Origin of the sequence: Crossiella sp. CA198 (assembly GCF_052078295.1) — a bacterium.
Lineage (GTDB): Bacteria > Actinomycetota > Actinomycetes > Mycobacteriales > Pseudonocardiaceae > Crossiella.
This window is the reverse complement of record NZ_JBQJIM010000007.1, coordinates 138,201-163,428: the sequence shown is the minus strand read 5'-3', so window position 1 is coordinate 163,428 and position 25,228 is coordinate 138,201. Positions and strand designations below refer to the sequence as shown.

Annotated in this window: 21 protein-coding genes; 14 read left to right on the top strand and 7 right to left on the bottom strand. The window is 70.9% G+C overall.

Going from position 1 to position 25,228, the window contains the following annotated elements; genetic code table 11:
• Nucleotides 1-5 precede the first annotated feature (5 nt).
• Entirely contained in the window at nucleotides 6-1,613 is a 1,608-nt protein-coding gene (locus ACTOWY_RS13755; RefSeq protein ID WP_441310002.1) for a carboxyl transferase domain-containing protein, read from the bottom strand.
• Between the two features lie 94 nt (nucleotides 1,614-1,707).
• Between ACTOWY_RS13755 and ACTOWY_RS13750 the strand changes: the two genes are divergently transcribed.
• The 3 genes from ACTOWY_RS13750 (at nucleotide 1,708) to ACTOWY_RS13740 (ending at nucleotide 3,540) form a co-directional block, all read left to right on the top strand.
• The gene (locus ACTOWY_RS13750) at nucleotides 1,708-2,310 is read left to right on the top strand and encodes an SACE_7040 family transcriptional regulator (protein WP_441310001.1); all 603 of its coding nucleotides are present in this window, start codon (nucleotides 1,708-1,710) and stop codon (nucleotides 2,308-2,310) included.
• Nucleotides 2,311-2,449: 139 nt separating this feature from the next.
• Complete coding sequence (locus ACTOWY_RS13745) at nucleotides 2,450-3,250, top strand: hypothetical protein (RefSeq protein ID WP_441310000.1); 801 nt, start codon at nucleotides 2,450-2,452, stop codon at nucleotides 3,248-3,250.
• Nucleotides 3,250-3,540: a hypothetical protein gene (locus ACTOWY_RS13740; RefSeq protein WP_441309999.1), complete on the top strand. Its 291-nt coding sequence runs from the start codon at nucleotides 3,250-3,252 to the stop codon at nucleotides 3,538-3,540. Before ACTOWY_RS13745 ends, ACTOWY_RS13740 begins: the two co-directional genes overlap by 1 nt.
• Before the next feature lie 54 nt (nucleotides 3,541-3,594).
• Here the strand turns inward: ACTOWY_RS13740 and ACTOWY_RS13735 are convergent, their stop codons facing one another.
• On the bottom strand, nucleotides 3,595-5,478 hold the full coding sequence (locus ACTOWY_RS13735) for a discoidin domain-containing protein (protein ID WP_441309998.1): 1,884 nt from the start codon (nucleotides 5,476-5,478) through the stop codon (nucleotides 3,595-3,597).
• A 506-nt stretch (nucleotides 5,479-5,984) separates the two neighbouring features.
• On the opposite strand from ACTOWY_RS13735, the gene ACTOWY_RS13730 reads away from it, so the two are divergent.
• Together ACTOWY_RS13730 and ACTOWY_RS13725 are read left to right on the top strand one after the other, a co-directional pair.
• On the top strand, nucleotides 5,985-6,389 hold the full coding sequence (locus ACTOWY_RS13730) for a hypothetical protein (RefSeq protein ID WP_441309997.1): 405 nt from the start codon (nucleotides 5,985-5,987) through the stop codon (nucleotides 6,387-6,389).
• 133 nt (nucleotides 6,390-6,522) lie between these two features.
• The gene (locus ACTOWY_RS13725; RefSeq protein ID WP_441309996.1) at nucleotides 6,523-7,383 is read left to right on the top strand and encodes a trypsin-like serine peptidase; all 861 of its coding nucleotides are present in this window, start codon (nucleotides 6,523-6,525) and stop codon (nucleotides 7,381-7,383) included.
• Here the strand turns inward: ACTOWY_RS13725 and ACTOWY_RS13720 are convergent, their stop codons facing one another.
• Nucleotides 7,384-8,289, bottom strand: coding sequence for a LysR substrate-binding domain-containing protein (locus ACTOWY_RS13720; protein ID WP_441309995.1), 906 nt, complete (start codon nucleotides 8,287-8,289; stop codon nucleotides 7,384-7,386).
• Nucleotides 8,290-8,364: 75 nt separating this feature from the next.
• On the opposite strand from ACTOWY_RS13720, the gene ACTOWY_RS13715 reads away from it, so the two are divergent.
• Together ACTOWY_RS13715 and ACTOWY_RS13710 are read left to right on the top strand one after the other, a co-directional pair.
• Nucleotides 8,365-9,576: an aminotransferase class I/II-fold pyridoxal phosphate-dependent enzyme gene (locus ACTOWY_RS13715; RefSeq protein WP_441309994.1), complete on the top strand. Its 1,212-nt coding sequence runs from the start codon at nucleotides 8,365-8,367 to the stop codon at nucleotides 9,574-9,576.
• A 38-nt stretch (nucleotides 9,577-9,614) separates the two neighbouring features.
• On the top strand, nucleotides 9,615-9,890 hold the full coding sequence (locus ACTOWY_RS13710) for a DUF2277 domain-containing protein (protein WP_441309993.1): 276 nt from the start codon (nucleotides 9,615-9,617) through the stop codon (nucleotides 9,888-9,890).
• On the opposite strand, the gene ACTOWY_RS13705 is transcribed toward ACTOWY_RS13710, so the two are convergent.
• Nucleotides 9,891-10,334 (bottom strand): nuclear transport factor 2 family protein, encoded by a 444-nt coding sequence (locus ACTOWY_RS13705; RefSeq protein ID WP_441309992.1) that lies wholly within the window; start codon nucleotides 10,332-10,334, stop codon nucleotides 9,891-9,893.
• A gap of 113 nt (nucleotides 10,335-10,447) precedes the next feature.
• On the opposite strand from ACTOWY_RS13705, the gene ACTOWY_RS13700 reads away from it, so the two are divergent.
• Nucleotides 10,448-11,044 carry a TetR/AcrR family transcriptional regulator gene (locus ACTOWY_RS13700; RefSeq protein WP_441309991.1) on the top strand — a complete coding sequence of 199 codons (597 nt, stop codon included), beginning with the start codon at nucleotides 10,448-10,450 and terminating at the stop codon, nucleotides 11,042-11,044.
• Between the two features lie 175 nt (nucleotides 11,045-11,219).
• Here ACTOWY_RS13700 and ACTOWY_RS13695 read toward each other — a convergent pair whose 3' ends face one another.
• Nucleotides 11,220-14,354: an efflux RND transporter permease subunit gene (locus ACTOWY_RS13695; RefSeq protein WP_441309990.1), complete on the bottom strand. Its 3,135-nt coding sequence runs from the start codon at nucleotides 14,352-14,354 to the stop codon at nucleotides 11,220-11,222.
• 131 nt (nucleotides 14,355-14,485) lie between these two features.
• Here ACTOWY_RS13695 and ACTOWY_RS13690 point away from each other — a divergent pair, with 131 nt between their 5' ends.
• From ACTOWY_RS13690 to ACTOWY_RS13675, 4 genes are all read left to right on the top strand, one after another.
• Nucleotides 14,486-14,953: a MarR family winged helix-turn-helix transcriptional regulator gene (locus ACTOWY_RS13690; RefSeq protein WP_441309989.1), complete on the top strand. Its 468-nt coding sequence runs from the start codon at nucleotides 14,486-14,488 to the stop codon at nucleotides 14,951-14,953.
• Nucleotides 14,950-15,582 (top strand): GOLPH3/VPS74 family protein, encoded by a 633-nt coding sequence (locus ACTOWY_RS13685; protein ID WP_441309988.1) that lies wholly within the window; start codon nucleotides 14,950-14,952, stop codon nucleotides 15,580-15,582. The genes ACTOWY_RS13690 and ACTOWY_RS13685 overlap by 4 nt, the downstream gene beginning before the upstream one ends.
• Nucleotides 15,583-18,741, top strand: a complete 3,159-nt coding sequence (locus ACTOWY_RS13680) for a BTAD domain-containing putative transcriptional regulator (RefSeq protein WP_441309987.1) — start codon at nucleotides 15,583-15,585, stop codon at nucleotides 18,739-18,741. It begins immediately after the preceding gene.
• A gap of 62 nt (nucleotides 18,742-18,803) precedes the next feature.
• Nucleotides 18,804-19,967, top strand: coding sequence for a serine hydrolase domain-containing protein (locus ACTOWY_RS13675; protein WP_441309986.1), 1,164 nt, complete (start codon nucleotides 18,804-18,806; stop codon nucleotides 19,965-19,967).
• Nucleotides 19,968-20,067: 100 nt separating this feature from the next.
• Here the strand turns inward: ACTOWY_RS13675 and ACTOWY_RS13670 are convergent, their stop codons facing one another.
• On the bottom strand, nucleotides 20,068-22,503 hold the full coding sequence (locus ACTOWY_RS13670) for a Tex family protein (protein ID WP_441309985.1): 2,436 nt from the start codon (nucleotides 22,501-22,503) through the stop codon (nucleotides 20,068-20,070).
• Nucleotides 22,504-22,569: 66 nt separating this feature from the next.
• Nucleotides 22,570-23,340: a siderophore-interacting protein gene (locus ACTOWY_RS13665; protein ID WP_441309984.1), complete on the bottom strand. Its 771-nt coding sequence runs from the start codon at nucleotides 23,338-23,340 to the stop codon at nucleotides 22,570-22,572.
• Nucleotides 23,341-23,480: 140 nt separating this feature from the next.
• Here ACTOWY_RS13665 and ACTOWY_RS13660 point away from each other — a divergent pair, with 140 nt between their 5' ends.
• Entirely contained in the window at nucleotides 23,481-24,167 is a 687-nt protein-coding gene (locus tag ACTOWY_RS13660; RefSeq protein ID WP_441309983.1) for a hypothetical protein, read from the top strand.
• A 110-nt stretch (nucleotides 24,168-24,277) separates the two neighbouring features.
• A complete protein-coding gene (locus ACTOWY_RS13655) occupies nucleotides 24,278-25,189 on the top strand; it encodes a phytoene/squalene synthase family protein (RefSeq protein ID WP_441309982.1) in 912 nt (303 codons plus the stop codon).
• Nucleotides 25,190-25,228 lie beyond the last annotated feature (39 nt).

The following is a 25,228-nucleotide window of genomic DNA, read 5'->3' as shown; positions in this document are numbered from 1 at the left end:
CTGCCTCACATTCGGAAAACGCCGTAGCCCACAGGCTCGATCGGCGCGTTGGCGGCGGCGGAGAGGGCGAGTCCGAGCACGGTGCGGGTGTCGGCGGGGTCGATCACGCCGTCGTCCCAGAGCCGGGCGGTCGAGTAGTAGGGGTGGCCCTGATCCTCGTACTGGGCGCGGATCGGGTCCTTGAACGCCTGCTCGTCCGCGGCAGGCCAGTCCTGGCCCTTGGCCTCGAACTGGTCCCGGCGCACGGTAGCCAGCACCGAGGCGGCCTGTTCGCCGCCCATCACCGAGATCCGCGCGTTCGGCCACATCCACAGGAACCGGGGCGAGTAGGCCCGGCCGCACATCGAGTAGTTGCCGGCGCCGAACGAACCGCCGATGATCATGGTGAACTTGGGCACCCGCGCACAGGCCACCGCGGTGACCATTTTGGCGCCGTGCTTGGCGATGCCGCCCGCCTCGTACTCGCGGCCGACCATGAACCCGGAGATGTTCTGCAGGAACACCAAGGGCGTCTGCCGCTGGTCGCAGAGCTGGATGAAGTGCGCGCCCTTGACCGCGGACTCGCCGAAGAGGATGCCGTTGTTGGCCACGATGCCCACCGGGTGGCCATGGATCCGGGCGAACCCGGTGACCAGGGTCTGCCCGTACTCCCGCTTGAACTCGTGGAACCTGCTGCCGTCGACGATCCGGGAGATCACCTCGCGGACGTCGTACGGGGTGCGGCTGTCCACCGGCACCACGCCGTACAGCTCGGCGGGATCGGCCAGTGGCTCCTCGCTCGGCTCGATCCGCCACGGCTTGGGCTGACGCGGGCCGAGAGTGTCCACAATGGACCGGACGATCTGCAGCGCGTGCGCGTCGTCCTCGGCCAGGTGGTCGGTGACCCCGGAGGTACGCGAGTGCAGGTCGCCGCCGCCCAGTTCCTCGGCGGTGACCACCTCGCCGGTGGCCGCCTTCACCAGCGGCGGGCCGCCGAGGAAGATCGTGCCCTGGTTGCGCACGATCACCGCTTCATCGCTCATCGCGGGCACGTAGGCGCCACCAGCGGTGCAAGAGCCGAGCACGGCGGCGAGCTGCGGGATGCCGCGGGCGGACATGGTGGCCTGGTTGTAGAAGATCCGGCCGAAGTGCTCGCGGTCCGGGAAGACCTCGTCCTGGCGGGGCAGGAACGCGCCGCCGGAGTCGACCAGGTACACGCAGGGCAGGTTGTTGTGCAGCGCCACTTCCTGGGCGCGCAGGTGCTTCTTGACCGTCATCGGGTAGTAGGTGCCGCCCTTGACGGTGGCGTCATTGGCCACGATCACGCATTCGCGCCCGGAGACCCGGCCGACGCCGGTGATGATCCCGGCCGCGGGGGCCTCGCCGTCGTACATGCCGTGCGCGGCCAGCGGGGACAGCTCCAGGAACGGCGAACCGGGGTCGACCAGCGCGTCCACCCGGTCCCTCGGCAGCAGTTTGCCGCGTTCGACGTGCCGCTGCCGGGCCCGCTCCGGACCGCCCTGGCGGGCCTGGGACAGCTGGTCGCGCAGGTCGGCGGACAGCGCGGTGTGCTCCTCGACGGCGCGCTTGAAGCTCTCCGCCGTCGGGTCGGCAGCGCTGCGCAGGACATCCATGGCGCCCGGACTCTCCTCGTTGAAAGTTAACGGCCGTTAACACGGTCTCCCATGATGTTAACGCTCGCTAACCTCCGGCGCTAGTATGACCCCCATGACGTCGAGCGCAGCCACCCGGCAGAGTGGGCCGACCCGTCGCGAACAACTGCTGGCCGCGGCCGCCGAACTCTTCGCCCGGCACGGCTTCCACGGCGTCGGCATCGACGACATCGGCTCGGCGGTCGGCATCAGCGGCCCAGGCGTGTACCGGCATTTCCGCAGCAAGGACGCCATGCTCGGCGAGATGCTGCTGGACATCAGCCAGAAGCTCCTCGACGGCGGCGGGGCCAGGGTCGCCGCCGCGCCGGACCCGGAGTCCGCGCTCAACGCCCTGATCGGCTGGCAGCTGGACTTCGCCCTGGACAACCGCGCGCTGATCACCGTGCACGAGCGCAACCTGGGCAACCTGGCCGACGCCGACCGCCGCCAGGTCCGCGCCCTGCAACGCCGCTACGTCGAGGTCTGGGTGCGGGTGATCATGCAGGCGGTGCCCGGCCTCGACAACGAACCGGCCGCCCGCGCCGCCGCGCACGCGGTCTTCGGCCTGCTCAACTCCACCCCGCACAGCGCGCACCTGGACCGGGCCGCGATGGCCGGGTTGCTGCGCCGAATGGCACTGGCTGCCATCACCAGCCCCGGTGCTCTTTCCGGCGAGTGAGCTGAATCGCTATTCGCGCTGTAACGCACGCTGTCCGAAATGAGCGCAAACGTTGTTCCCTGCTCCATTTGGGAAAAAACGCATGAGCGCCGTCACAACCGTTTGACCGCAATCGTTGCGGATTCCTAGCTTTCGAGCCGTGAGAAATTCCGTACTCGTCCGCACCCTGACCGCCGCCGCTCTTGGTCTGGGTCTGCTCATCCCCGGCGCGGCCGCCGCCACCGCGGCGCCCGCCCCCGCCGCCACCGCGGTTTCCATTGTCGGCCTGCCTATCGCCCCCGCACTGCGGCCGGGCGTCGAATCCAAGACCTGGAAGGTCGCCGACTACATCAAGGCCTGGGAGACCTACCACGGCCGCCCGATGACCGCCGACGAACGAGAGAACCTCGCCCGCGGCTGCATTGGCGTCACCGTGGTCAACCTGGAACGCGGCGATGTCGGCAACCCGCCGCTCGGCCTGTCCTTCGGCGCTTTTGGCAAGGCCCGCGAGGTCCAGGCCGCGCTCAACGAGATCATCAAATCCCGGCCGAGTGCCGCCCAGTACGCCGCCGCGGTGCGTAGCCACCCGCTGCTGAGCAAGCTGGAGAACGTGCAGCGCGCACTGCCGGCCGACCTGGACACCGGCGAGCTGACCGCGGCCATCTTCTCCAAGCGGTTCTACTCGAAGCAGAACCCGAACTGGACCGATGAGTTCGCCGAGAAGATGTACCGGCCGAATGCCCGCGGTCAGGTCGACATGAACAGCTACCGTTATGTCGCCCGCTCCGGATATGTCAACTTCGACTACGGCTGGTACGACGAGAACACCAAGAACTGGTGGCACGCGAACCACGCCGAACCGGGCATGAAGGTCTTTCAGAGCACTTTCGACTACTATTCACGCGATCTGCTCGATTTCGACCGCCAGGTGTTCACCGTGGCATTCGCGAAGAAGGTCTGATGAACCTCGCCGACCAGGCCGGGAAACCCGTCCGCCTCCGCGGTACCGCCGGTAACGCGCACGCCGGCGCAGTTCTCCTCCGCGACGGAGAGCCCCCGGTGTATGTGGCCGGACTGGCCGACTGGGGCCTGGCCACCGGGCTGACCGTGGAGGTGACCGGGGTGCTGGAGGTCCAGCAGGCCACCGGGACCGCCGACCCGGCCGGACGGATCAGCCACGGCCTGGCCGGCGAAGTGCTCCAGCTCCGCGACGCGGACTGGCGCCCGGTCCCGGTCCCCCCGGCCCGGTGACCGGCGGCGGGCGGGCGACGCGCAGGGGCGCCGCCCGCCCGCCTTCAGTCCGGGTCAACGTCGTTGTTCGACCCGGACCCAGTCCACCTCGGTGCGGATCACGCCGTCCCGCACTCTGTCCACACTGGACTGTGGCAGCCCCCAGTACGGCTGGGTGACCTTGTTGTGCCCGGCCGGGTAGGCGCCGCCGAGCGCGAAGTTCAGGATCACGTACTGGTTCTGGTCGAAGACCCACTGCCCGCGCACGGACTCCACGAAGTTGCGGGTGGTGCGGTGGTACTCCCGGCCGTCCAGGAAGAACGCGATGTACTGCGGGGTCCACTCGGCCGAGTAGACGTGCCACTGGTCCGCGCTGCCGCCGCCTGGGAAGTACTCGGTCTTGCCGATGTTGCCGTCGGCGGAGTAACCCGGACCGTGCAGCGCGGCGCTGACCCAGTCGCGGTAGCCGATGTTCTCCAGGATGTCGGTCTCACCACTGGCCGGCCAGCCCACGTTCGGATCGTCCACAGTGGACCCGAGCAGCCAGAACGCGGGCCAGTAGCCGTCACCCACCGGCATCCGCACCCTGGCACTGACCCGGCCGTAGGTGAAGTCGTGCTTGGTGTTGGTGTCGATCCGGCCCGAGGTGAAGTCGAACTTGCCGCCGTTGGGCGTGGTGAACCCGGGCTTCCACTTGGCGGTCAGCTCCAGCAGCCCGTTGCGGACCGAGATGTTCTCCGGTGCGTCCACATAGGCCTGTGCCTCGCCGTTGACCGGGTTGAAGGTCGCACCGGTGCGCTGCACCCGCCACTTGTTCCGGTCCAGCGCGCCACCGGTGAAGTCGTCGAAGAAGGTGGTCTGGTAGCTGCCACCGGGATTCGGCGGCGCGTCCGGGTAGCGGGCCGCGCCACTGCCGCCGGTGCCCCACACCTGGAACTCGTAGAGGGAGTACCCGAACTGGGCCAGGTGCGGCGCCGGGTTGTGGAAGGATCGGCGTTCGATGCCACGCATCCGGATGTAGCGCGCGTCGGTGCCGATGGTGACCCGGTCGATCCGGCCGACCGCCTCGCCGGGTGGCTTCACATCGGCCCGCCGGGCCGCCACTTCGCTCGCGGATGGCCGGTAGACCTGCCGCCAGTTCCGGTTGTCCGCCGAGACTTCCAGGGCGTAGTCCACCGCGTAGGCGGCCTGCCAGTACAGCTCGACCCGGTTGATCCGCGCGGACGCGCCCAGGTCGACCCCGAGCCAGCGGTTGGCGTTCCAGTCGCTGGACCAGCGGGTGGCGTCATCGCGCAGGTTCTCCGGGTAGCCGCCGTCCACCGCGAAGGCCGGTGAGTTGCCGGCGTGCTGGTAGTAGTCGCCGAAAACCGGGTGCTGGTAGGCGAGGTTGCGTTCGGTGGCGCTGGCCGGGGCGGGCACGCCACCGCGGACGATCACCGAGAACAGCGAGTAGCCGTAAGGGGTCGCGCGTTCGATGCCGCGCAGCCGGAGGTGCCTGCCGACCACGTCCTGCGGGTAGGTGTGCACGGTCGTGGTGCCGCCGGTGCCCGCGTTCTCGGTGTAGAACGGGCGCCAGTCGCTGCCGTTGCCGGAGACCTCCAGGGCGTAGCGGCGACCGTAGGCGGCCTCCCAAACCAGGTGGACCTGGCTGATCCGGATGCTGGCGCCCAGGTCGATGCGCAGCCAGGCGTCCTCGGCGGCGTTGCTGGACCAGCGGGTGCCGGGGTTGTTGTCGATGGCCTTTGCCGGACCGAAGTCCGGGTTCTCCGACCCGGAGGCGGTGGCCGCGGCCGGGTTGACCGCCAGGGCCGCCGCGGCCCAGTCTTTGTCCCAGCCGGGTTCCGGCGCGGCCCGCGCCGCGGGGCTGAACCCGGCTCCGGCCAGGATGGTGCCGAACAGGGCGGCGACCAGCGGTGCGATGAGCAGTCGTCGCGACAGGGAACGGTGTTGTGCGCGCATGGCGCCACCTCGCAACTTCAGGGAGGGCTGTCAGCTGGCGGCGTGAGAGCGCTCTCTCGGGGTTCACTCTAGAACGATTTACCTCGCTGTCAATCGCCCGTAACGAGGCGACCAACCCGAAGCGTGGGTGCGAGCCCCAGACGCCGTAGATCAAGGCTGCTCCGGTTAGCCCGAACGGCCCCTTGCCCACGGAATCAGCACCAGAGTACGTTCGGGAATTCTTGAGCAGGGGAGGGCTCATGATCTCAGCTTTTCGCAAAAGAGGAAAACAATTTATATACACCGTCAGCACCGTTGCACTGCTGACATCATGCACGGCCGCCCCGACCGAAAACATATCCCGCGGCAGCCTGGCATCTCCGCTCGCTTCCGCTGGCGGTAAACCTGTCGTACAACCTGCCGTGCCAAATCGGGTTGAGCAGAACCGGGGCACGAGTAGCCCACGATCTCGCCATCTCGAAACGCTTCTCCGATCGTTCCTGCACACCGCGACACCTGCGGCAGAGGTGCGGGAGACGGCGGAGACGGCGCGGCAGGTGCTGTCCTCCACCAGGTACAGCGCCGGGGCGTTGATCAGGACCAGCGAGGACCGGTACGGCTCGGTGAGCGTTGAGGTCGACGATCCGTCAATCACCAGCGGCGAGAGCGCCTGTCCGCGGGCGGCGACCCGCTGCGAAACCCGGCGGGTCGACGGCGGGACCGTCGTCATCACCGACAACACCGCCGACAACGGCCTCATTCTGGCCGAGTTCTATCGACCGGACTCGACTCAGCCGATCCGGATCAGAGTCGCCCAGCTGGTGACCAACGCCAATTCCGTGTTCTGGAGCGGCGGCGGACGCGCAGACCGGCCTACTCTGGACGCCGACGGCATCGGCAGGTTGGCCGTGGCACTGAATTCCGCACAATAAATCCAGTCCTCCCATTACCGCTCCCCGGGCAGAACTCTCGGTATCCAGCCCTAGAGAGCGCTCTCAGAAGGCGCTGATCACCGTGGCGAGCCAACCCGGACGCCAGGTCGCGCGTCCTTCCAGCATGCCCACCATGATCAGCCTCCTGCTCGCCGCGGCCACCGCGCTGGCCCCCGCCGCCGCACCGGTCGCCGACCCGGTCAAGCTCACCCAGTTCACCCCCGCCGACCAGGCCGCCGCGCTCGCGCACTGGACCCCGGAGCGCATGCGCGCGGCCGGGCAGGAGTCCGCGGACCGGGCCGAGCGGGTGGCCACGCCGTGGGCCGGGCCGGTGCCCAGGGGGGTGGGGCGGTTGTTCATCACCGAGCGGCCGGGGCCGGAGACCTGGTGCACGGCCACCGCGGTGGCCAAGGACGTGGTGCTGACCGCGGCGCACTGCGTGTGGCCGGGCTTCACCCGCTGGGAGGAGCCGATCGAGGCCCGCGACATCGTGTTCGCGCCCGGGTACGACCAGGGGCGCACACCGCTGGGTGTGTTCGCGGCCAAGGCTTTCCTCATCCAGCAGACCTACCCCAAGGAGTCCAGCCCGGACGTGGCCATGGTCGTGCTGGCCCCGCGCGACGGGCGGCACGTGGGCGACCTCGCTGGCACTCAGCGGCTGAGCTTCACCCCGCCCGCGTCCCTGCAGACCACGATCCTGGGTTACCCGGGCTCGAAGGCGGGGCTGGGCGAGCGGTTGTTCCGCTGTGCGGTCACCGCGAAGCCGGCCGGCCGGTGGAACACCCCGTGCGATATGGCGGGCGGGTCCAGTGGCGGGCCGTGGTTCACCGGGTTCGATCCGCGCACCGGGCTGGGCACGATCTACTCGGTGACCAGCAAGGGCGCCATGGAGGTGGACGAGAGCACCGGCGAGGTCTACACCAAGGAACTGGAGGGCACGACGCTCTCCGCCGCCGACCGGGTGCTGCTGACCCGCGCGGAGCAGGTGAGCTGATCAGGCGGGCACCCGGTAGCGGCGCAGCGCGGTGAGCACCGCCTGCACCGCGGGCCTGCCGCGGCTGCTCTCCCGGTTCAGCGCCACGATGTCCCGGCCCGCGTCCTCGGCGTCGATGGCCACCGTGACCACCTCGGACCAGTGGCTCAGGTCGGCGATCGCGGGCACGCAGGCCACCCCGTGCCCGGCGGTGACGAAGGCGGCCAGCACCGCGTAGTCGCCGGTGCGGTGCCGGATGTCCGGGGTGAACCCGGCCCGGCGGCACAGCGCGGGCACCAGGCGGCCGAAGTAGCTGCCCGGTTCGCCGGAGATCCACTGCTCGCCTGCCAGTTCGGCGATCGGCACCACGCCGGCGCGCCGGGCCAGCCGGTGGGTGACCGGCAGCACCAGGCGGACCGGGTCGTGGAAGAGGATCTCGGCGTGCGTGCCCGGCGGCACCAGCACCGGCGCGCTGTCGTAGGAGGAGATCACCGCCAGATCCAGCTCACCCGCGGGCACCGCGGCCAGCGCGTGCTCGGTGCTGACGTGCCATGCCTCCACCCGCAGCCGGGGGTGTTCGGCGTGCAGGTCGGTGAGCACGCTGGGCAGCACGCTGCTCGCGATGGTCTGCACCGCGCCGAGCCGGATCACCCCCGAGGGCGAGCCGTGCGCCCGCTCGGCCACGGTGCCCGCCTCCTCCAGTTCGCGCAGCACCCGCTCGGCGTGCCCGGCCAGCATCAGCCCGGCCTCGGTGAACCGCAGCGTGCGGCCGACCTTCTCGGTGAGCGCGACCCCGGCGGCGCGTTGCAGCGCGGCGAGCTGGTGGCTGGCCGCGGACCGGCTCAGGTGCAGCGCCTCGGCCGCGGCGGTCAGCGTGCCCCGGTTGCGCAGTTCGTGCAGCAGGCGCAGGGCCGACAGGGACAGCATTGGTGCACTGTATCGAACGATGTCCGGTCAAATGTTGAGCTTGTGTGCCACGGTGGCACCGGGTCTGCTGAGCAGGTGACCCTCCCCTACCCGTCCGGCACGATCCTCAGCGACACCCGCGCGCACCTGCGCAAGCTGGACGAGGCCCGCCGCCACATCCGCCACCGCCACGCCGCGGGCCTGCCGCTGCACAACCTCAGCGGGCTGGAACGCCGGATCGACCTGCCCGAGGTGGATCCGTGGATCCTGGACGACGAGTGGTCCGGCGCGCTCTACGCCGAGCCACTGCACGAGCTGGGCCTGGAACACCTCGGCGGACAGTCCGGCCGGGACGACATCCTGGTCACCAACCGGCTCACCGCGGCGCTGTACGCGGCCATGCAGGTCACCGTGCGGCCAGGGGACACGGTGGTGGGCGTCTCCCCCACCTATAGCCACCCCGCGGTGACCAGAGCGGTCCGCGACGCGGGCGGCCTGCTGGTCGAGACCACCGTGGCCGGACTGGCGGAAACCCTTGCCGCGCAACAGAACGTCTCCGTGGTGGCGCTCACCCGGCTGGCCGTCACCTACGACGCCCTGGCCACCGGGGACCTGCGCCGGGTGGTCGAACTGGCGCACGCGCACGGCGCCCTGGTCGTGGTCGACGACGCGGGCGGCGCCCGGGTCGGCCCCGCCGTGCTGGACCAGCCCCGCACCCTGGAGTTCGGCGCGGACCTGGGCGCGACCGGCCTGGACAAGTACGGCGTCGGCGGTCCCCGGGTCGGTCTGCTCGGCGGCCGCACCGACCTGGTCGCGCTGGCCCGCGCCCGCGCGTTCGAACTCGGCACCGAATGCCGCCCCGCACTCTACCCCGCGGTCGCCCAGACCCTCCAGGACTACCGCCCGCAACGCGTCCGCGACCTGGTCGCGCAGACCCACGAGGTGAGCGCCGCGCTGCGCGACCGCTTGGGCGACTGGGTGGAGCAAACCCCCTTCATCACCCGCCTGCCCGGCGCGGCCGTCCAGGCCGAACTCGCCCGCCGCGAACCCATCGCCCCCATTGCCCCCATCGAGGCCACCGCGGCGCTGGCCATGACCCTGCTGCGCGACCACGGCCTGCTCACCGTGCACTTCGCCGGGATGCCGCCCGGCACCGACGCGCTGCTGATCAAGTTCCTGCCGCCGGAGACCATCGCGCTGCTGGGTGGGCCCGCCGCCTTCGCCGCCGCGGTGGACGACGCCCTGGACCAGGCCGCGGCCGCGGTCACCGACCTCGCCACCACCCGGGCCCTGCTGCACGGCCCGTGACCCGGCCGTTGTCGGTGCCCGGTCGTACTGTGCTTGGCATGTGCCGCAACATCACCACGCTCCGTGGCCTGGAACCCTCCGCGACGCCGGAGGAGATCGAGGCCGCCGCCCGCCAGTACGTGCGCAAGATCAGCGGCGTGCAGTCGCTCTCCGACGCCACCCGCGAGGCGTTCGAGCGCGCGGTGGCCGAGGTCACCGAGACCACCACCCGGCTGCTGGCCGAACTCCCGGACCGCAAGGTGCCACCGCCCACGGTGCCGCCGCTGCGCAGGCCGGAGGTCCAGGCCCGCCTGGCCGCGAAAGCCAAGGGGTAGCTAGTTCCTGGCGTTGACGGCGGCGAGCAGGGCGTCCAGCCTGCCGCGGATCCGGGCCGCGGTGAGGTGGTCGAAGTAGTCGCGGGAGCTGACGATCTCACCGTCGCGGACCCGGAGCACGAAGATGCCAGGCAGCGCGAAGGGCTCGCCGGTGTCGGCGACGGTGCCCTGGTACTCGAACTCGGCCACGATGACCTCGGGGTCGGTCGTCTGGTGGATCGTGATGTTGGCCGGTCGCCGCTGCAGTGCCAGGCCGGTGCCGGTGGGCTTGAAGTGTTCGCGCAGCTCGTCGCGGGTACGCAGCGCGGGGGCCCGGCGCGGGTCGAACGGGTGCACGACGTGGGTCTGCTCCGCGTACAGGCCGGGCAGTTCGGCCCACCGCTCCTCGGCGACGCCGTGCACCAGGGCGAGGAAGACCTCTCGCGGGCCACGGGGCTCGACCATGGGATTCTCCTGTCATCGGCGCGGACCCGGCGCTGGACCGGACACTAAACGAAGTCTCGACTCCGAATATATGGAGTGCAGACTTCGGATGTCAACGTGCGGGCGAAGGAGCGATGAGCACACCGGTGGGCAGGCAACAGACCGAGGGCGGCGGGCGCCCGCAGCGCGCCGACGCCCGGACCAACCGCGCCCGGATCCTGGAGATCGCCGACGAGGTCTTCGGCAAGGGCGGCGAGTCCGCGGCGACCGAGGAGGTGGCCCGGCGGGCCGGGGTCGGCATCGCCACCGTCTTCCGGCACTTCCCCACCAAGGCGGCCCTGCTGGAGGCCGTGCTGGTCCGGCGATTCGACCACCTGCGCGAACAGGCCGAGGCCCGGCTCGACGCCCCCGACCCCGGCCAGGCGTTCCTGGACTTGTTCGCGCACCTGGTCGCCGACGCGGCCACCAAGATCGCCATCGCCGAAGCCCTGCTCGACGCCGGTGGCGACGGCGACGGCCCAGCCGCCCAGGCCTCGAACGGCCTGCGCCGCACCATCGGCGTGCTGCTCCAGCGCGCCCAGCGGGCCGGCGCGATCCGCGCGGACGTCGAACTGCCCGAGGTCTACGCCCTGCTGGTCGGCACCTCCCGCGCCGCCGCCCACGCCCACCTCGACGAAGAGGTCAGAACCCGCATGCTGACCATCGTCTTCGCCGGCCTCACACCCCCCTGATCCCCGCCCCACAACAGCCAACGTGCCGTACAACAACGGCCAACACCCGGTACGACAACGGCCAACACGCGCGGAGGGTCAAACCCACCCGCGCGTGTTGGCCGTTTTCGTACGGTGTGTTGGCCGTTGTGGACGGTGTGTTGGCCGTTCTTGTACGGCGGGTTGGGCGTTGTGGTTATTGCATGTGGGCGAACTTTTCGTCTGTGGTGCGGCGGTCTTGCCTGCGCTGCTTGATGTTCTCCACCACCGTGTACAGCGTGGGGACCAGCAGCAGGGTCAGCACCGTGGAGGAGACCAGGCCGCCGATCACCACGATGGCCAGTGGCTGCGAGATGAAGCCACCGCCACCCGTGAGGCCCAGGGCCATCGGGATCAGGGCGAAGATGGTGGCCGCGGCGGTCATCACGATGGGGCGCAGGCGATGTCGCCCGCCCTCGATGACCGCTTCCCGCACGCTCAGCCCGTCGCGCCGGTACTGGTTCATCAGGTCGATCAGCACGATCGCGTTGGTCACCACGATGCCGACCAGCATCAGCATGCCGATCAGCGCCGGGACGCCGAGGGCCTTGCCGGTGATGAGCAGCAGGCCGATCGCGCCGGTGGCCGCGAACGGGATGGAGACCAGCAGGATCAGTGGCTGGATCAGGCTCTGGAAGGTGGCCACCATGATCACGAACACGATGGCGATGGCCACCAGCAGGGCCATGCCCAGGTCGCTGAAGGCCTTCTGCTGTTCGGCGCTGACGCCGCCGATGCTGTAGGCGGCGCCGCCGGGCAGCTTGAGCGCGTCCAGCTTCTGGCGGAGCTGGGTGGTGACCTCGCCCAGGTTCTGGCCGACCGGGGTGGCCTTGACCGTGGCGCTGCGGGAGCCGTTGATCCGCTTGATCTGCACCGGGGCGTCGACCTGCTTGACCTCGGCGACCGAGTCCAGCCGCACCGGGCCGCCCGCGGTGATCAGCGGGTATGCCTTGATCTGGTTGAGGTTCTCCGGGGCCAGGCCGCCGGAGAGCAGCACGTCCTGGCGCTTGCCCTCCACCGAGATCTGGCCGACGGTGGCGCCGCGGAAGGCCTGCGCCAGCAGCTGGCCGACGGCCTGGTCGCTCAGGCCGAGCTTGCCCGCGGCCTCCCGGTTGAGGGTGATCTGCACCCGCGGCGCGCTGTCGCCCAGGTCGCTGGCCACGTCGGTGACGCCGCTGATGCTCTGCACCGTCTCGGTGACCTTGTCCGCCGCGGTGCGCAGCGCGGCCGGGTCGGAGGCCTCGACGTTGACCTCCAGGTTGCTCGCGCCCAGGCCGCCGCCACCGCCGCCCGCGCCGACGGTGATGTCACCGGCGTCGCTCAGGGCCTTGGTGCGCTCGCGGAGCCTGGCCTCCACCTTGGGGGTGTCCACGCCGTCGTTGAGCGTGACCGAGTAGCTGGCCGAGTTGCTGCCGCCGCCCCCGCCGAAGGCCGCGAACCCGCCTGCCGAGCCCACGTTGACCTGGTAGGTCTTGACCTCGGGGGTGTCCTTGAGGACGTCCTCGACCTTCTTGGCCGCGGCGTCGGTGGCCTGCAGGCTGCTGCCGATGGGCAGTTTCTGTTGCAGCGCGATGGTGTTCTGGCCGGAGGAGTCCAGGAAGTTGGTCTGCAGCTGCGGGACCAGGGCCAGGGTGCCGCCGAAGACCAGCAGCGCGGCGATCACGGTGAGCCAGCGGCGGCGGGTGACCCAGCGCAGGATCGGCACGTACATCCGCTGCATCAGGCCGCGGCGTTCCTTCTCCACCTGCGCGCGCAGCACCTCGCGCGCCTCCTCCTCGTCCTCGGGCAGCACGGCCGGCTTGAGGAACCAGTAGGCCAGCACCGGGATGATGGTCAGCGCGACCAGCAGCGAGGCCAGCAGGGCGACCGTGACGGTGAGCGCGAACGGGGCGAACAGCTCGCCGACCATGCCGCCGACCACCGCGATCGGCAGGAACACCGCGACCGTGGTCAGCGTGGAGGAGGTGACCGCGCCTGCGACCTCGCGCACGCCGTCGAGCACCGCCTCGCGTTTCTCCTCGCCGTAGCCCAGATGTCGTTTGATGTTCTCCAGCACCACGATCGAGTCGTCCACCACCCGGCCGACCGCGATGGTGAGCGCGCCAAGGGTGAGCATGTTCAGCGACAGGTCGCCGGTCCACAGCACGATCAGCGCGATCACCAGGGACAGCGGGATGGAGACCGCGGTGACCAGGGTGGACCGGATGGACAGCAGGAAGATCAGGATGATGATGACGGCGAAGCCGAGGCCGAGCGCGCCCTCGGTGGTCAGGCCCTCCACCGATTTCTCCACGAACGGCGCCTGGTCGAAGACCACGTCCAGCTTGGCGTTGCCGCCGACCGCCTCGGCCAAGCTGCCGAGCTTGTCCCGCACCGCGTGCGAGACGTCCACCGCGTTGCCGTCCGGGGCCAGGGTGACCGAGATGCCCAGGCTCTGCTTGCCGTTGGTGCGGGTCAGCGAGGTGGCGGGGGACTCGGTCTCCTTGATCACCGCGACCTCGCCGAGCTTGGCGGGCTTGGCCGCGCGACTGGCCGCGCCGCCGCCGGTGGCACTCGGGGTGAGGTAGAGGTTCTGCAGGTCCTTCAACGAGCCGAGCTGCTGGCCGACCTGCACCGACAGCGACTTGTCCCCGTTGGTGATCGACCCGGCGGGGATGGAGATGCCGTTGGCACGCAAGGCTTCGGCCACCGCGGTGGGCGCGAGTCCGGCGGCGAGCAGTTTGGCGTTGTCCGGGGTGATGGTGACGATTTGCTTGGGCGCGCCGGTGATCGAGGCCTCCCGCACCCCGGTCAGCCGCTGCAGCTCGGGCACCACGCTGCGATCCAGCTTCTGTGCCAGGTCCTTCAGCTCGCCGTCGGCGGAGGCGGCCAGCACCACCGCGGGCAGACTGTCGGTGGAGCCGACGATCACATCCGGCTCGACGTCCTGCGGCAGCTGCTTGGCGATCCGGTTCAGCGCCTGCTGGATGTCGTTGACCGCGTCGCTGACCACGGTGCCGTACTGGAACTGCACCTGCACGGTGGAGGAGCCCTCGCGCGAGGTGGAGGTGACCTTGTCGACCCCCTTGATCGCGCGCACCGCGTTCTCCACCGGGATGCTGACCTGGTCCTCCACCAGCTCCGGCGAGGAGCCGGGGTAGGCGGCGACCACGGTGGCGGCCGGGAACTCCAGCGAGGGCAGCAGCTCCTGCTTCAGGGACGGGATGGCGAACGCGCCGAAGACGGCCGCGACTATCGCGATCAACGCGACCAGCGCCCGGTTCGCGAGGCTCAGCCTGGCCAGCGAAGTCATGCTCGTCTCCTGAGTTGGTTATTCAGCCTGACGCTAATAGTCTGCCTCATCCGAAGGGTCTATGAGGTGTGGGGCTGTTAACGTCCGGTACCCGCAATACGAACGTTGCATGCGGAGTCCGAGGAGCAGAGTTGCCGGAGGAGTTGCCAGCGGATCGGTCGGAGATGATCGAGTCGCTGATGAACGCCCAGCGGGAGCTGCGGGCGCTGGCCGCCTCCGACCACGACAACCCGCTGTTCTCGGTCAACCTGACCATGCAGCAGCTGCGGTTACTGCTCGTCATCGCCATCCAGGGTCCCCTGTCCAGCCAGGAGCTGACGCACGCGCTCAAGGTCAGCCCCGCCACCGTGACCGGGCTGGTGGACCGGCTGGTGGCACACGGGTACGTCCTGCGTCGGGATGATCCCAACGACCGGCGGATCCGGCGCATCGAACCCACGAAAGAGGGACAAGAGTTGATCGCCCGGCTGGAGGACGCGGGAGCCACCCACTTCCGCGGCCTGCTGGACCGGCTCGACGCCGAGGACCTGGTGGCGCTGGACCGGGTCATTCGCCGGCTGGTGGAACTGGCCCGCGAGGAGAAGGGAGACCGAAGGTGAACCTGGCGGAACAGCTGTTCCTGCTGGCCTGCGACCCGGAGAAGCAGCGGGTGCCGGAGCGGGACAAGCTGGGCTACGTGCTGCGCGCGGCCGCGCTGAGCGAGCTGGTGCTGCGCGGCTGCCTGGCCGATGTCGACGACCGGCCGGCCGCCGGTTCGGCCAAGCCGACCCGCGATCAGCTGCTGGACGAGGTGCTCGCCGAGATCAGCCGGGACAAGCCGCGGAAGTGGCGGTACTGGGTGCGCAAGAACCACACCTCGATCGTGCGTGAGGTGCAGGCCGCGCTGGCCCGCGCCGGGGCGATCTCGGTGCGTCAGCGGCGGATCCTGGGCCTGTTCCCCAGCCACGTCGTCACGGTGCACGATCCGGTCGCCAGGGCGATGGCGGTGCAGCGGGTGCGCGCGGCGGTCACCGGCACGGGCGCGCTGCCGCCCGCGGACGCGGCACTGGCCGCGCTGGCCGCCACCGGGGAGCTGAAGGGCCTGCTCACCGCGCGGGAACGCAAGGCGAGCAAGCAGCGGATCCAGGAGCTGCTGGACGGCTGCGGACCGGCCGGTCCCGCGCTGCGCAAGGCGATCTCGGACCTCAAGGCCGCGACCTCCGCGGCCACCTCGGGCGGCGGCGGCTAGGTGGAGATCACGCTGCTGGGCCCGGTCCGGGCCTTCGGCGCGGACGGCGCACCGGTGGCGCTCGGCGGCACCCGGCCACGCATGCTGCTGGGCAGGCTCGCGCTCGCCGCGGGCAAAACGGTCGCCGCGGACGCGCTGATCGAGGACATCTGGGGCGCGGAACCGCTGACCGGGGCGGCGAACACCCTGCACGCGCTGGTACACCGGCTGCGGCGGGCACTGCCCAGCGCCGGGCTGGTGGAGTCCTCGCCGGTGGGCTACCGGCTCGCACTGCCCACCGACAGTGTCGACGTGCACCGGTTCGAGGCCCTGGCCGCCCGTGGCAGGCGCGAACTCGCGGCTGGCGAGGCCGGACCGGCCGCGGCCACCCTGGCCGACGCGCTCGCGCTCTGGCACGGCGAGGCCCTGGCCGACGTGCGCGCGGCCCCGTACGCCGAGAGCGCCGCGACCCGGCTGGCCGAACTGCGGACCGCGGCCAGCGAAGATCGCTTCGACGCGGTGCTGCGGCTGGGGCGGCAGGCCGAGGTGCTGGCCGATCTGGAGGCGGCCCTGGCCGAACATCCGCTGCGGGAACGCCTGGCCGCACTGCGGATGCGGGCGCTGTGCGCGGCCGGTCGCCAGTCCGACGCGCTGGCCGGGTACGAGGAGATCCGGGCCCGGCTCGCGGAGGAACTCGGCGTCGACCCCGGCGCCGAACTGCGCGAGACCCACCTGGCCGTGCTGCGCGGCGAACTCGACCGGCCCCTGTCCCACACCGGAGCAACGCCCGGTCGCCTGCCCGCCCGGCTGACCTCCTTCCTCGGCCGGACCGGCGAGCTGACACTCCTGGCCGAACTCCTGGACACGGCCCGGCTGGTCACCCTCACCGGACCCGGCGGCGTGGGCAAGACCAGGCTCGCCACGGAAGCGGCGGCCGCGCACCGGGCCTATCGCGGCGGCCGGTTGTGGCTGGTCCCCCTGGCCGGGGTGGAGCATCCGGACGGCGTGGCTGGCGCCATCCTCGGCACGCTCAGCACCGGACCGGGGCTGCACACCGGCGCGCCCACCGAACCCCTGGAGCGGGTGGCCGAACTGCTCGGCGGGGACGAGGCCGTGCTGGTGCTGGACAACTGCGAGCACGTGGTGGCCGAGGTCGCCCGGATCGCCCAGCACCTCCTGGAACAACGGCCCCGGCTGCGCATCCTGGCCACCAGCCGGGAATCCCTGGACATCCTCGGCGAGGCACTGTGCCGCCTGGACCCGCTGCCCGTGCCGCCGGAACACGCCCACGACGTAGCCGATTCGCCCGCGGTGCGCCTGTTCCTGGACCGCGCCACCGCCGTCCGGCCCGGCTTCGCCCTCGATCCGTCCACAATGGACTCGATCGCGGAGGTGGTGCGCTGTCTGGACGGCCTGCCGCTGGCCTTGGAACTGGCCGCGGCCCGGCTGCGCTCGATGACCATCGGCCAGATCGCCCGCCGCCTCGACGACCGATTCCGCTTGCTGGACACCGGAAACCGGGCCGCGCTACCCCGGCAGCGCACCCTGCGCGCGGTGATCGAGTGGAGCTGGGACCTGCTCACCGCACGGGAACGGGTCCTGCTCCGGCGGCTCTCGATCTTCCCAGCGCACACCGAGATTGAGGCGGCCGAAGCGATCTGCGCTGACGGGGACAGCCTCGCGCCCGGCGACGTCGGCTACCTGCTCGGCTCCCTGGTGGACAAATCCCTGCTGCAGCAACACGCCGAGGGCTACCGGATGCTGGCCAGCATCCGCGCCTTCGCCGCCGGGGAACTGGCCGCCGAGGGTGAGCGGGAGACCGTCCGGGACCGCTTCACCACCCACTTCGCCGCCCTGGCAGCCACATACGAACCCCTGGCGCGCTCACAGCAGCAGCCCGCCGTGCTGGCCGGGATCGCCGCCGAGTACGACAACCTGGTCTTCGCCCTGCGCTCGGCCCTGGACAGCCGGGACGGCGCGGCCACCGCGCGCCTGCTCAGCCTGCTGCACTGGTACTGGTACGCCGCCCGTTACGACGCCCGCACCGAATCCTTCCTCGCCGAAGCACTCACCCTGGGCGCCGCACTGCCCGCCGACGCCAGAGCCGCCTACACCGCCATCGACGCGCTGATCGGCCAGAACTCCCCCACCACCGACCCGGACCGGGTGCGCGCGCTGCTCGCCGACTGCACGCACACCGGCGCCTACCAGCGCTATCCACTGCTGCTGACCGCCACCCTGCCCGTCGCCCAGCACCTGGGTCTGCACGAGCTGGTGGCCGCCGAGCTGGCCGTGGTGCGCGGCGGAGCCGATCCCTGGGCCAAGGCCTGCGTGTCCATCCTGGCGGGCAGCATCGCCGGGGATCGCGGGGACTGGACCGAGGTGGCCGCCGCCAGGACGCGGGCGGCCGAGCAGTTCGCCGGGACCGGGGACCGGCTGTGGACCGCGGTGTCGCTGGCCGCGCTGGCCGAGGTGCACGGCGTGGCGGGCGATCACGCCGCGGCCGTGGCCGGGCTGGCGCGGGCCATCGCGCTGACCGCCGGGCTCGGCTCCCAGGACGAGGTCTCCTACCGGGTCGGCCTGGCCGCCCAGCGCGCCCGCACCGGCGACCTGGCCGCCGCGGCCAGGGAACTGGACACGGCCGAGCACCTGACCAGGGCGCGCGGACTCGGCTACATGGAGATCGAGGTGCTGCGCGGCCGCGCCGAGATCCACCGCCGCACCGGCGAGTACGCACAGTCGGCGCTGGCCCTGGACCGGCTGGCGGAACTGGTGGGGCAGTTGAGCATCGGGCAGCCGGAACGCCTCCTTGCCCCTGGCCGGATGGCGTTGCTGCTGAGCACCGGCGAGATCACCGCCGCCCGCGCGCTGCTGCCGACCGTGCTCACCGTCGCCCTGGCCAACAACGAGCCCGCCCCGGCCGCCCAGCAGCTGGCCTGGCTGCGCTGCCGGGAAGGCGATCTTCCCGGCGCGGCCACCGCCTTGGGGCTGAGCCAGGTCCTGCGCGGCGCCTTCGACCAGGGCGACCCCGAACTACGCGACCTGGTCACCACACTCACCGACCGCCTCGGCGAGTCCGGCTACGCCACGGCCTACCGCGCGGGTGCCGGGCTGCCCCGGCCCGACGCCCTGCGTGAGCTGGCCTTACCCGGCCGGTCAGCCGCTGTCAGCACGCTATAAGCCGCCTGTCATCGCCGCCGCGCACTGTTGGCCACAGCAAGCCAACGGTGAGAGGAAACGAGATGACCGAGTTCGAGAGCCCCGGCCGGGACAACGTTCGGGCGGCCATGGACACCGCGGTGCGGGACCTGGGGGCGCCCAGCGTCGCGGTCCGGATCCAGGACGAGAACGGCACCTGGTTCGGCTCCGCCGGCCTGGCCGACACCGTCACCGGCGCGCCGCGGGTGCCGGAGGAGCGGCTGCACACCGGCAGCATCTCCAAGGCGTTCACCGCGGCCACCGTGCTGCGCCTGGAGGCCGAGGGCAAGCTGGACCTCGAGGACACCGTGCAGGACTGGCTGCCGGGTGTGCTGGACGGCAGCGAGTACGACGGTTCCAAGATCACCATCCGGCACCTGCTGAGCAACTCCAGCGGCCTGTTCGCCACCGGCATGGCCCTGGAGTTCCAGCGCCGGGTCACCATCCGCTCCGCCTTCGACGCGCATCGCTTCGAGGTGTGGCCGCCGGCGGAGGTGCTCAGGGTCGCCCTGTCCCAGCCGCCGGTCGGCGCGCCGGGTGAGCGGTTCTGGTACTCCAACGGCGGTTTCGCCTTCGCCGCGGCGATCGTGGAGAAGGCCACCGGCAACAGCTTCGAGTCCGAGGTGCACCGGACTGTGATCGCGCCACTCGGCCTGCGGCACACCTTCGCCCGGCACCGCGAGGAGACCGGGTACCGAGGCAGGCACCCGCGCGCCTACGCGAAGATCTTCCTCAAGGAGGGGGTGCGGCCGGAGGACGTACGGCCGGACAACTGGCCGGACCTGATGGAGGACCCGAGCCTGCCACCGCTGGATGTCACCGAGGCCAACACCTCGTGGGGCTGGGGCGCGGCCAACGTGGTGTCCACGCTGGACGAGCTGATCGTGTTCTTCAACGCGATGATCACCGGCAGCCTGCTGCCCGAGCGGCAGCACCGGGAGCTGTGGACCACGATCCCCACCGCGGGCTCGCACTGGATCGCCAACACCGCCTACGGCCTCGGCCTGTACGAGCTGACCCTGTCCAACGGCCTGAAGCTGCGCGGCAGCGGCGGGCAGAGCTTCGGCACCTGCACCCTGGTGCTGGGCACGCCGGACGGCAAGCACACGATCGCCGTGCACACCAACAACGACTGGGCGCCCTTCCCGGTCCTGGACAAGATCATCGAGGCCGAGTTCGGCGCCTCGGGCTTCGTCCTGGACATCTGACCCGGCCCCGCCCAAGCTCGCCACCGGCGAGTTGGGCCAACTGGTACGCCAAGTTTGCCCAAGCGGGCGTACCAGTTGGCCCAAGTGGTGCGGGTGGGCGCTAGCGGCCGAGCTTCTTGTCCAGGCCCGCGCGGCGCAGGGCGTCGGCCATCGCGCCGCCCATGCCGCCGCCGGAGCCGCCGGAGCCGCCTGAACCGCCGCCGTCGCGCCGGTTGCCACCGCCGCCGCCCTGGCGCTGACCGCCGCCGGAGCCGCCGCGCTGACCGCCACCGCCGCCGCGGTTGCCGCCGCCCTGGGGACGGCCGCCGCCGCGCTGGCCACCGGCCTCGCGCGGGTTGCCGCCGCCGCTCTTCTCCGGCTCGTCCTCCAGCCGCAGGGTGAGCGAGATGCGCTTGCGGGCCGCGTCGACCTCGAGGACCTTGACCCGGACGATGTCGCCGGACTTGACCACGTCGCGCGGGTCCTTGACGAAGGTGTGCGACATGGCCGAGACGTGCACCAGGCCGTCCTGGTGCACGCCGACGTCGACGAAGGCGCCGAACGCGGCCACGTTGGTGACCTGGCCTTCCAGGATCATGCCGGGCTGGAGGTCGCCGAGCTTCTCCACGCCCTCCTTGAACACCGCGGTCTGGAAGGCCGGGCGCGGGTCGCGGCCGGGCTTGTCCAGCTCCCTGAGAATGTCGGTGACGGTGGGCAGGCCGACGGTGTCGTCGACGAAGTCCTTGGGCTGCAAGGAGGTCAGCACCCGGGTGTTGCCGAGCAGTTCCTTCAGTTCCAGCTTGGCCGCGCCCGCGATCTTGCGCACCACCGGGTAGGACTCGGGGTGCACGCTGGAGGAGTCCAGGGGGTCCTCGCCGTCGGGGATGCGCAGGAAGCCCGCGCACTGCTCGAAGGCCTTGGGGCCCAGGCGAGCGACCTTCTTGAGCTGGCCGCGGGAGTTGAACGGCCCGTGCTCGTCCCGGTGCAGCACGATGTTCTCGGCCAGGCCCTCGCCGATGCCGGAGACCCTGGTCAGCAGCGGGGCGGAGGCGGTGTTGACGTCAACGCCGACGGCGTTCACGCAGTCCTCGACCACCGCGTCCAGCGAGCGGGACAGCTTCACCTCGGACAGGTCGTGCTGGTACTGGCCGACGCCGATGGACTTCGGGTCGATCTTGACCAGTTCGGCCAGGGGATCCTGCAGGCGGCGGGCGATGGAGACCGCGCCGCGGATGGACACGTCCAGCTCGGGCAGTTCCGCGGAGGCGTAGGCGGAGGCCGAGTACACCGACGCGCCCGCCTCGGACACGGTGGTCTTGGTGAGCTTGAGCTGCGGGAACTGCTTGATCAGGTCCCCGGCGAGCTTGTCGGTCTCCCGGGAGGCGGTGCCGTTGCCGATGGCGATCAGCTCGACCTTGTGCTTGTCCGCGAGCCGGGCCAGCACGGCCAGGGATTCGTCCCAGCGCTGCTGCGGCACGTGCGGGTAGATGGTGGCGTGCTCGACCACCTTGCCGGTGGCGTCGACCACCGCGACCTTGACGCCGGTGCGGAAACCGGGGTCCAGGCCCATGGTGGCGCGGGTGCCTGCGGGCGCGGCGAGCAGCAGGTCGCGCAGGTTGGCCGCGAACACCCGGACGGCCTCGTCCTCGGCGGCCTGGCGCAGTCGCATCCGCAGGTCGATGCCCAGGTGCACCAGGATCTTGGTGCGCCAGGCCCAGCGCACGGTGTCGGTGAGCCACTTGTCCGCGGCCCGGCCCTTGTCCTCCACGCCGAAGCGGGCGGCGATGGCGATCTCGAACCGGCTCGGCCCGGTGGGGGCGTCCTCGGCGAGTTCCTCCGGCTCCAGGGTGAGGTCGAGGACCTCTTCCTTCTCGCCGCGGAACATGGCCAGGATGCGGTGCGAGGGCAGTTTGGTGAACGGCTCGGCGAAGTCGAAGTAGTCGGCGAACTTGGCGCCGTCGGTCTCCTTGCCCTCGCGCACCTTGGCCAGCACCCGGCCGCGGCCCCACATGTCCTCGCGCAGTGAGCCGATCAGGTCGGCGTCCTCGCCGAAGCGCTCGACCAGGATGGCGCGGGCGCCGTCCAGCGCGGCCTGCACGTCGGCCACGCCCTTGTCGGCGTCGACGAAGACCGCGGCGGCGGCCTTGGGGTCGGTCTCCGGGTTGTCCAGCAGGCCGTCGGCCAGGGGTTCCAGTCCGGCTTCGCGGGCGATCATGGCCTTGGTGCGGCGCTTGGGCTTGTACGGGAGGTAGATGTCCTCCAGCCGGGCCTTGGAGTCCGCGGCGAGGATCTGGGCTTCCAGGGCTTCGTCCAGCTTGCCCTGACCGCGCACGGATTCGAGCACGGCCGCGCGCCGTTCCTCCAGTTCACGCAGGTAACGCAACCGCTCTTCGAGCGTGCGCAGCTGCGTGTCGTCGAGCATGCCGGTCGCTTCCTTGCGGTACCGGGCGATGAACGGCACGGTGGATCCGCCGTCGAGCAGCTCGACCGCCGATCGCACCTGCCCTTCCCGCACACCGATTTCCTCGGCGATCCGCTGATGAATCGAGGTGGTCACAGGGGACAGCCTGCCTGACGACGGATCCGGGCGGCACAACTACCCCCCGTGACGTGCCGGCGGGGCTCAGTCCAGCACGCCACCGTGCCGCCAGTAGCCGGAGAAGTAGATCCGCCGCTTGTCGAAGCCACGGGCGTTGACCAGATGCCGCCGCACCTGCTTGACCAGCGTGGATTCCCCGGCGATCCAGGCATACGGCTGACCGTCTGGCAGGTCCGCGGCGGCCACCGCGGCCAGTAGCGCCGCACCCACTTCCGCACCTGCTTCGCGCGGCAACCAGGTGATCTCGACGTCGCCGAGGGTGTTCAGCGGGCGCATGTCGCCGGGGTCGGGCACCTCGGCGAAGACCACCGCGCGTTCGCCGGGGCCGAGTGAGTCCACAATGGACATCAGCGCGGGCAGCGCGGTCTCATCACCGGCGAGCAGCCGGTAGTCGGTGTCGGCGGGCGGGTGGAATTCGTTGCCCAGCACCGGGAAATGCCGTGCGTCCGGGCCGCAGACGGCCGCGTGGTCGCCCACGGTGGCACGCAGTGCCCAGGCCGAGGCGGGGCCGGTGTCGCCGTGCAGCACGAACTCGATGTCGATCTCGGCGCGCTCGGGGTCGTGCCGCCGGATCGTGTAGGAGCGCATGGGCGGGCGGACCGCGGGGTCGAGGTCGAGGTACTCCTCGTACCAGTCGCCGCCGGCGGGCAGCTGGAAGTCGGCGCGCTCGGGGCGGGGGAAGAAGACCTTGCACCGCTGGTCGTTGCCGCCACTGGCGAAGCCGGTGAGTTCCGGTCCGCCGAAGGTGACCAGCCGGACACTGGGCGAGAGCTGGACGACACGGCGTACCACCACCTGGAAGATGGTGTACGGGCGAACCGCGGAACGCCCCAGGGCCTCAGTGCTCACAGAACCCCCACTAAGTTGCTTAGCCTAACCTTACCAAGATCACCTGTGTGGGGACAGTGCCAGCGGGATCGGTAGAATTTGACGACATGCAGTGGCGACGTGGCGGGTGGGAACGGGAAGCACCGCCCACCCAGGTGAATCCCGTGCTGACCGATCCGACCAAGCGGTCAGCCACCCGGAAGATGGCCGCGCCCAAGGTGGCGAACCCACTGGCCTACGACCTGGACTTCGGCGCCGCCAGCGCCCGCTGGCTGCTGCTGGCCGGCGCGCTGTTCGGACTGGCCACGGTGGCCTGCGCGGCGGTGATCGCCAACGGCGACGCCAAGGGCACCACCTGGGTGGCGCAGCTGATCTTCGCCGCGCTGTTCCTCTGGAGCGTGTTCAGCATCCGCGGCACCCTGCGCGGCCGGGGCGTGATCGCCACCGGGGACGCGCTGTCCTGGCGCAGCGACGGCTCGGTGCACCGGATCCCCTGGTCGGAGATTGGCGCGATCGGCGTGGGCACCCTGCCCTGGTTCAACCACGCCAGCCTGGTGCACCCGGAACAGCGCGAGGCCCTGGAGATCTTCCCGGCCGATCCGTCCTTCCCGGCCCGCAACCCGGCCCTGGACCGGTGGCGGGTGGAGGAGGAACCGCCCATGCCGGGCATGCCGGGCACTCGGTACCGGTTCCCGTTCCCGCCGTTCACCCGGCTGCCCAAGCGGATCGAGCAGGCGGTGCAGGAGATCCAGCCCAAGCGGTGGCACGGCCGCTACCCCAGGACGCACGCCTAGGCACAATCCAGTGAACATCGCCCGCGAGCCCGTACCCCGGGCACGCGGGCGTTCTACTGTCGGAGGTAGCTGATCTTCGTTTCCCTCCTCACGCAAGGTGGTGACGAACGGTGTACCTGGACAGTCGGGCCCTGGACGCGGCCGGGGTCGAGAACAAGGTCCTGCGCGAGTCCTACGAGTTCTGCCGCCGGTTGCTGATCACCATGGACGGCCGGTCCCTGTGGGCGGCCAACCTGCTCTTCCCACCGCACAAGCGACCGCACGTGTGCGCCGTCTACGGCCTGGCCCGCTACGCCGACCAGATCGTGGACAGCGGCGATCCACGACATCGGGCCGAGGAGTTCGAGACCTGGGCCGCCCGGCTGCTGGCCGATCTGCGTTCCGGGGTCGGCGGTGACCCGATCGGCCGAGCGCTGGGGCACACCATGCGCACCTGGGGCATAGCCCTGACTGATATCGAGAACTTCCTCGACGGCCTGCGCACCGACCTGATCGTCTCCGAATACCCCACCTACGCCGACCTGGACCGCTACCTGGACCTGGTCAACGGTTCGCTGGCCCGGCTGATCCTGCCGATCATGGAGCCGGTGGACCCGAGGGCCGAGCAGCACACGGTGGCCACCAGCAAAGCCGCCCAGCTCACCAACTTCATCCGGGACATCGGCAAGGACCACCGCCGCCTCGGCCGCTGCTACCTGCCCCTGGAGGACCTGGAGCGCTTCGGCGTGCCCCGGTCGGACCTGGGTGAGCGCAGCACCAGCCCGGCCCTGCGCGAGCTGGTCCGCTTCCAGATCGCCCGCGCCAGGGAGATGTGGGCGCTGGGCGCGGCCGGGGTGGACTACCTGCCGCCGAGCAGCAGACCGGCCTCCCGGCTGGCCACCGCGCTGTATTCGGGCATCCTGGATGAGATCGAACGTCGTGACCACGAGGTCCTGGACACCAGGGCCCGGGTCAGCACCCGGCGCAAGGCCGCGCTGGTGCTGCGCGAGTACCTGCCCGCGCCGCGGCCGCTGGCCGCCTAGGTCCTGGACAGGGCCAGTTCACACGTCGTGGTGAACCGC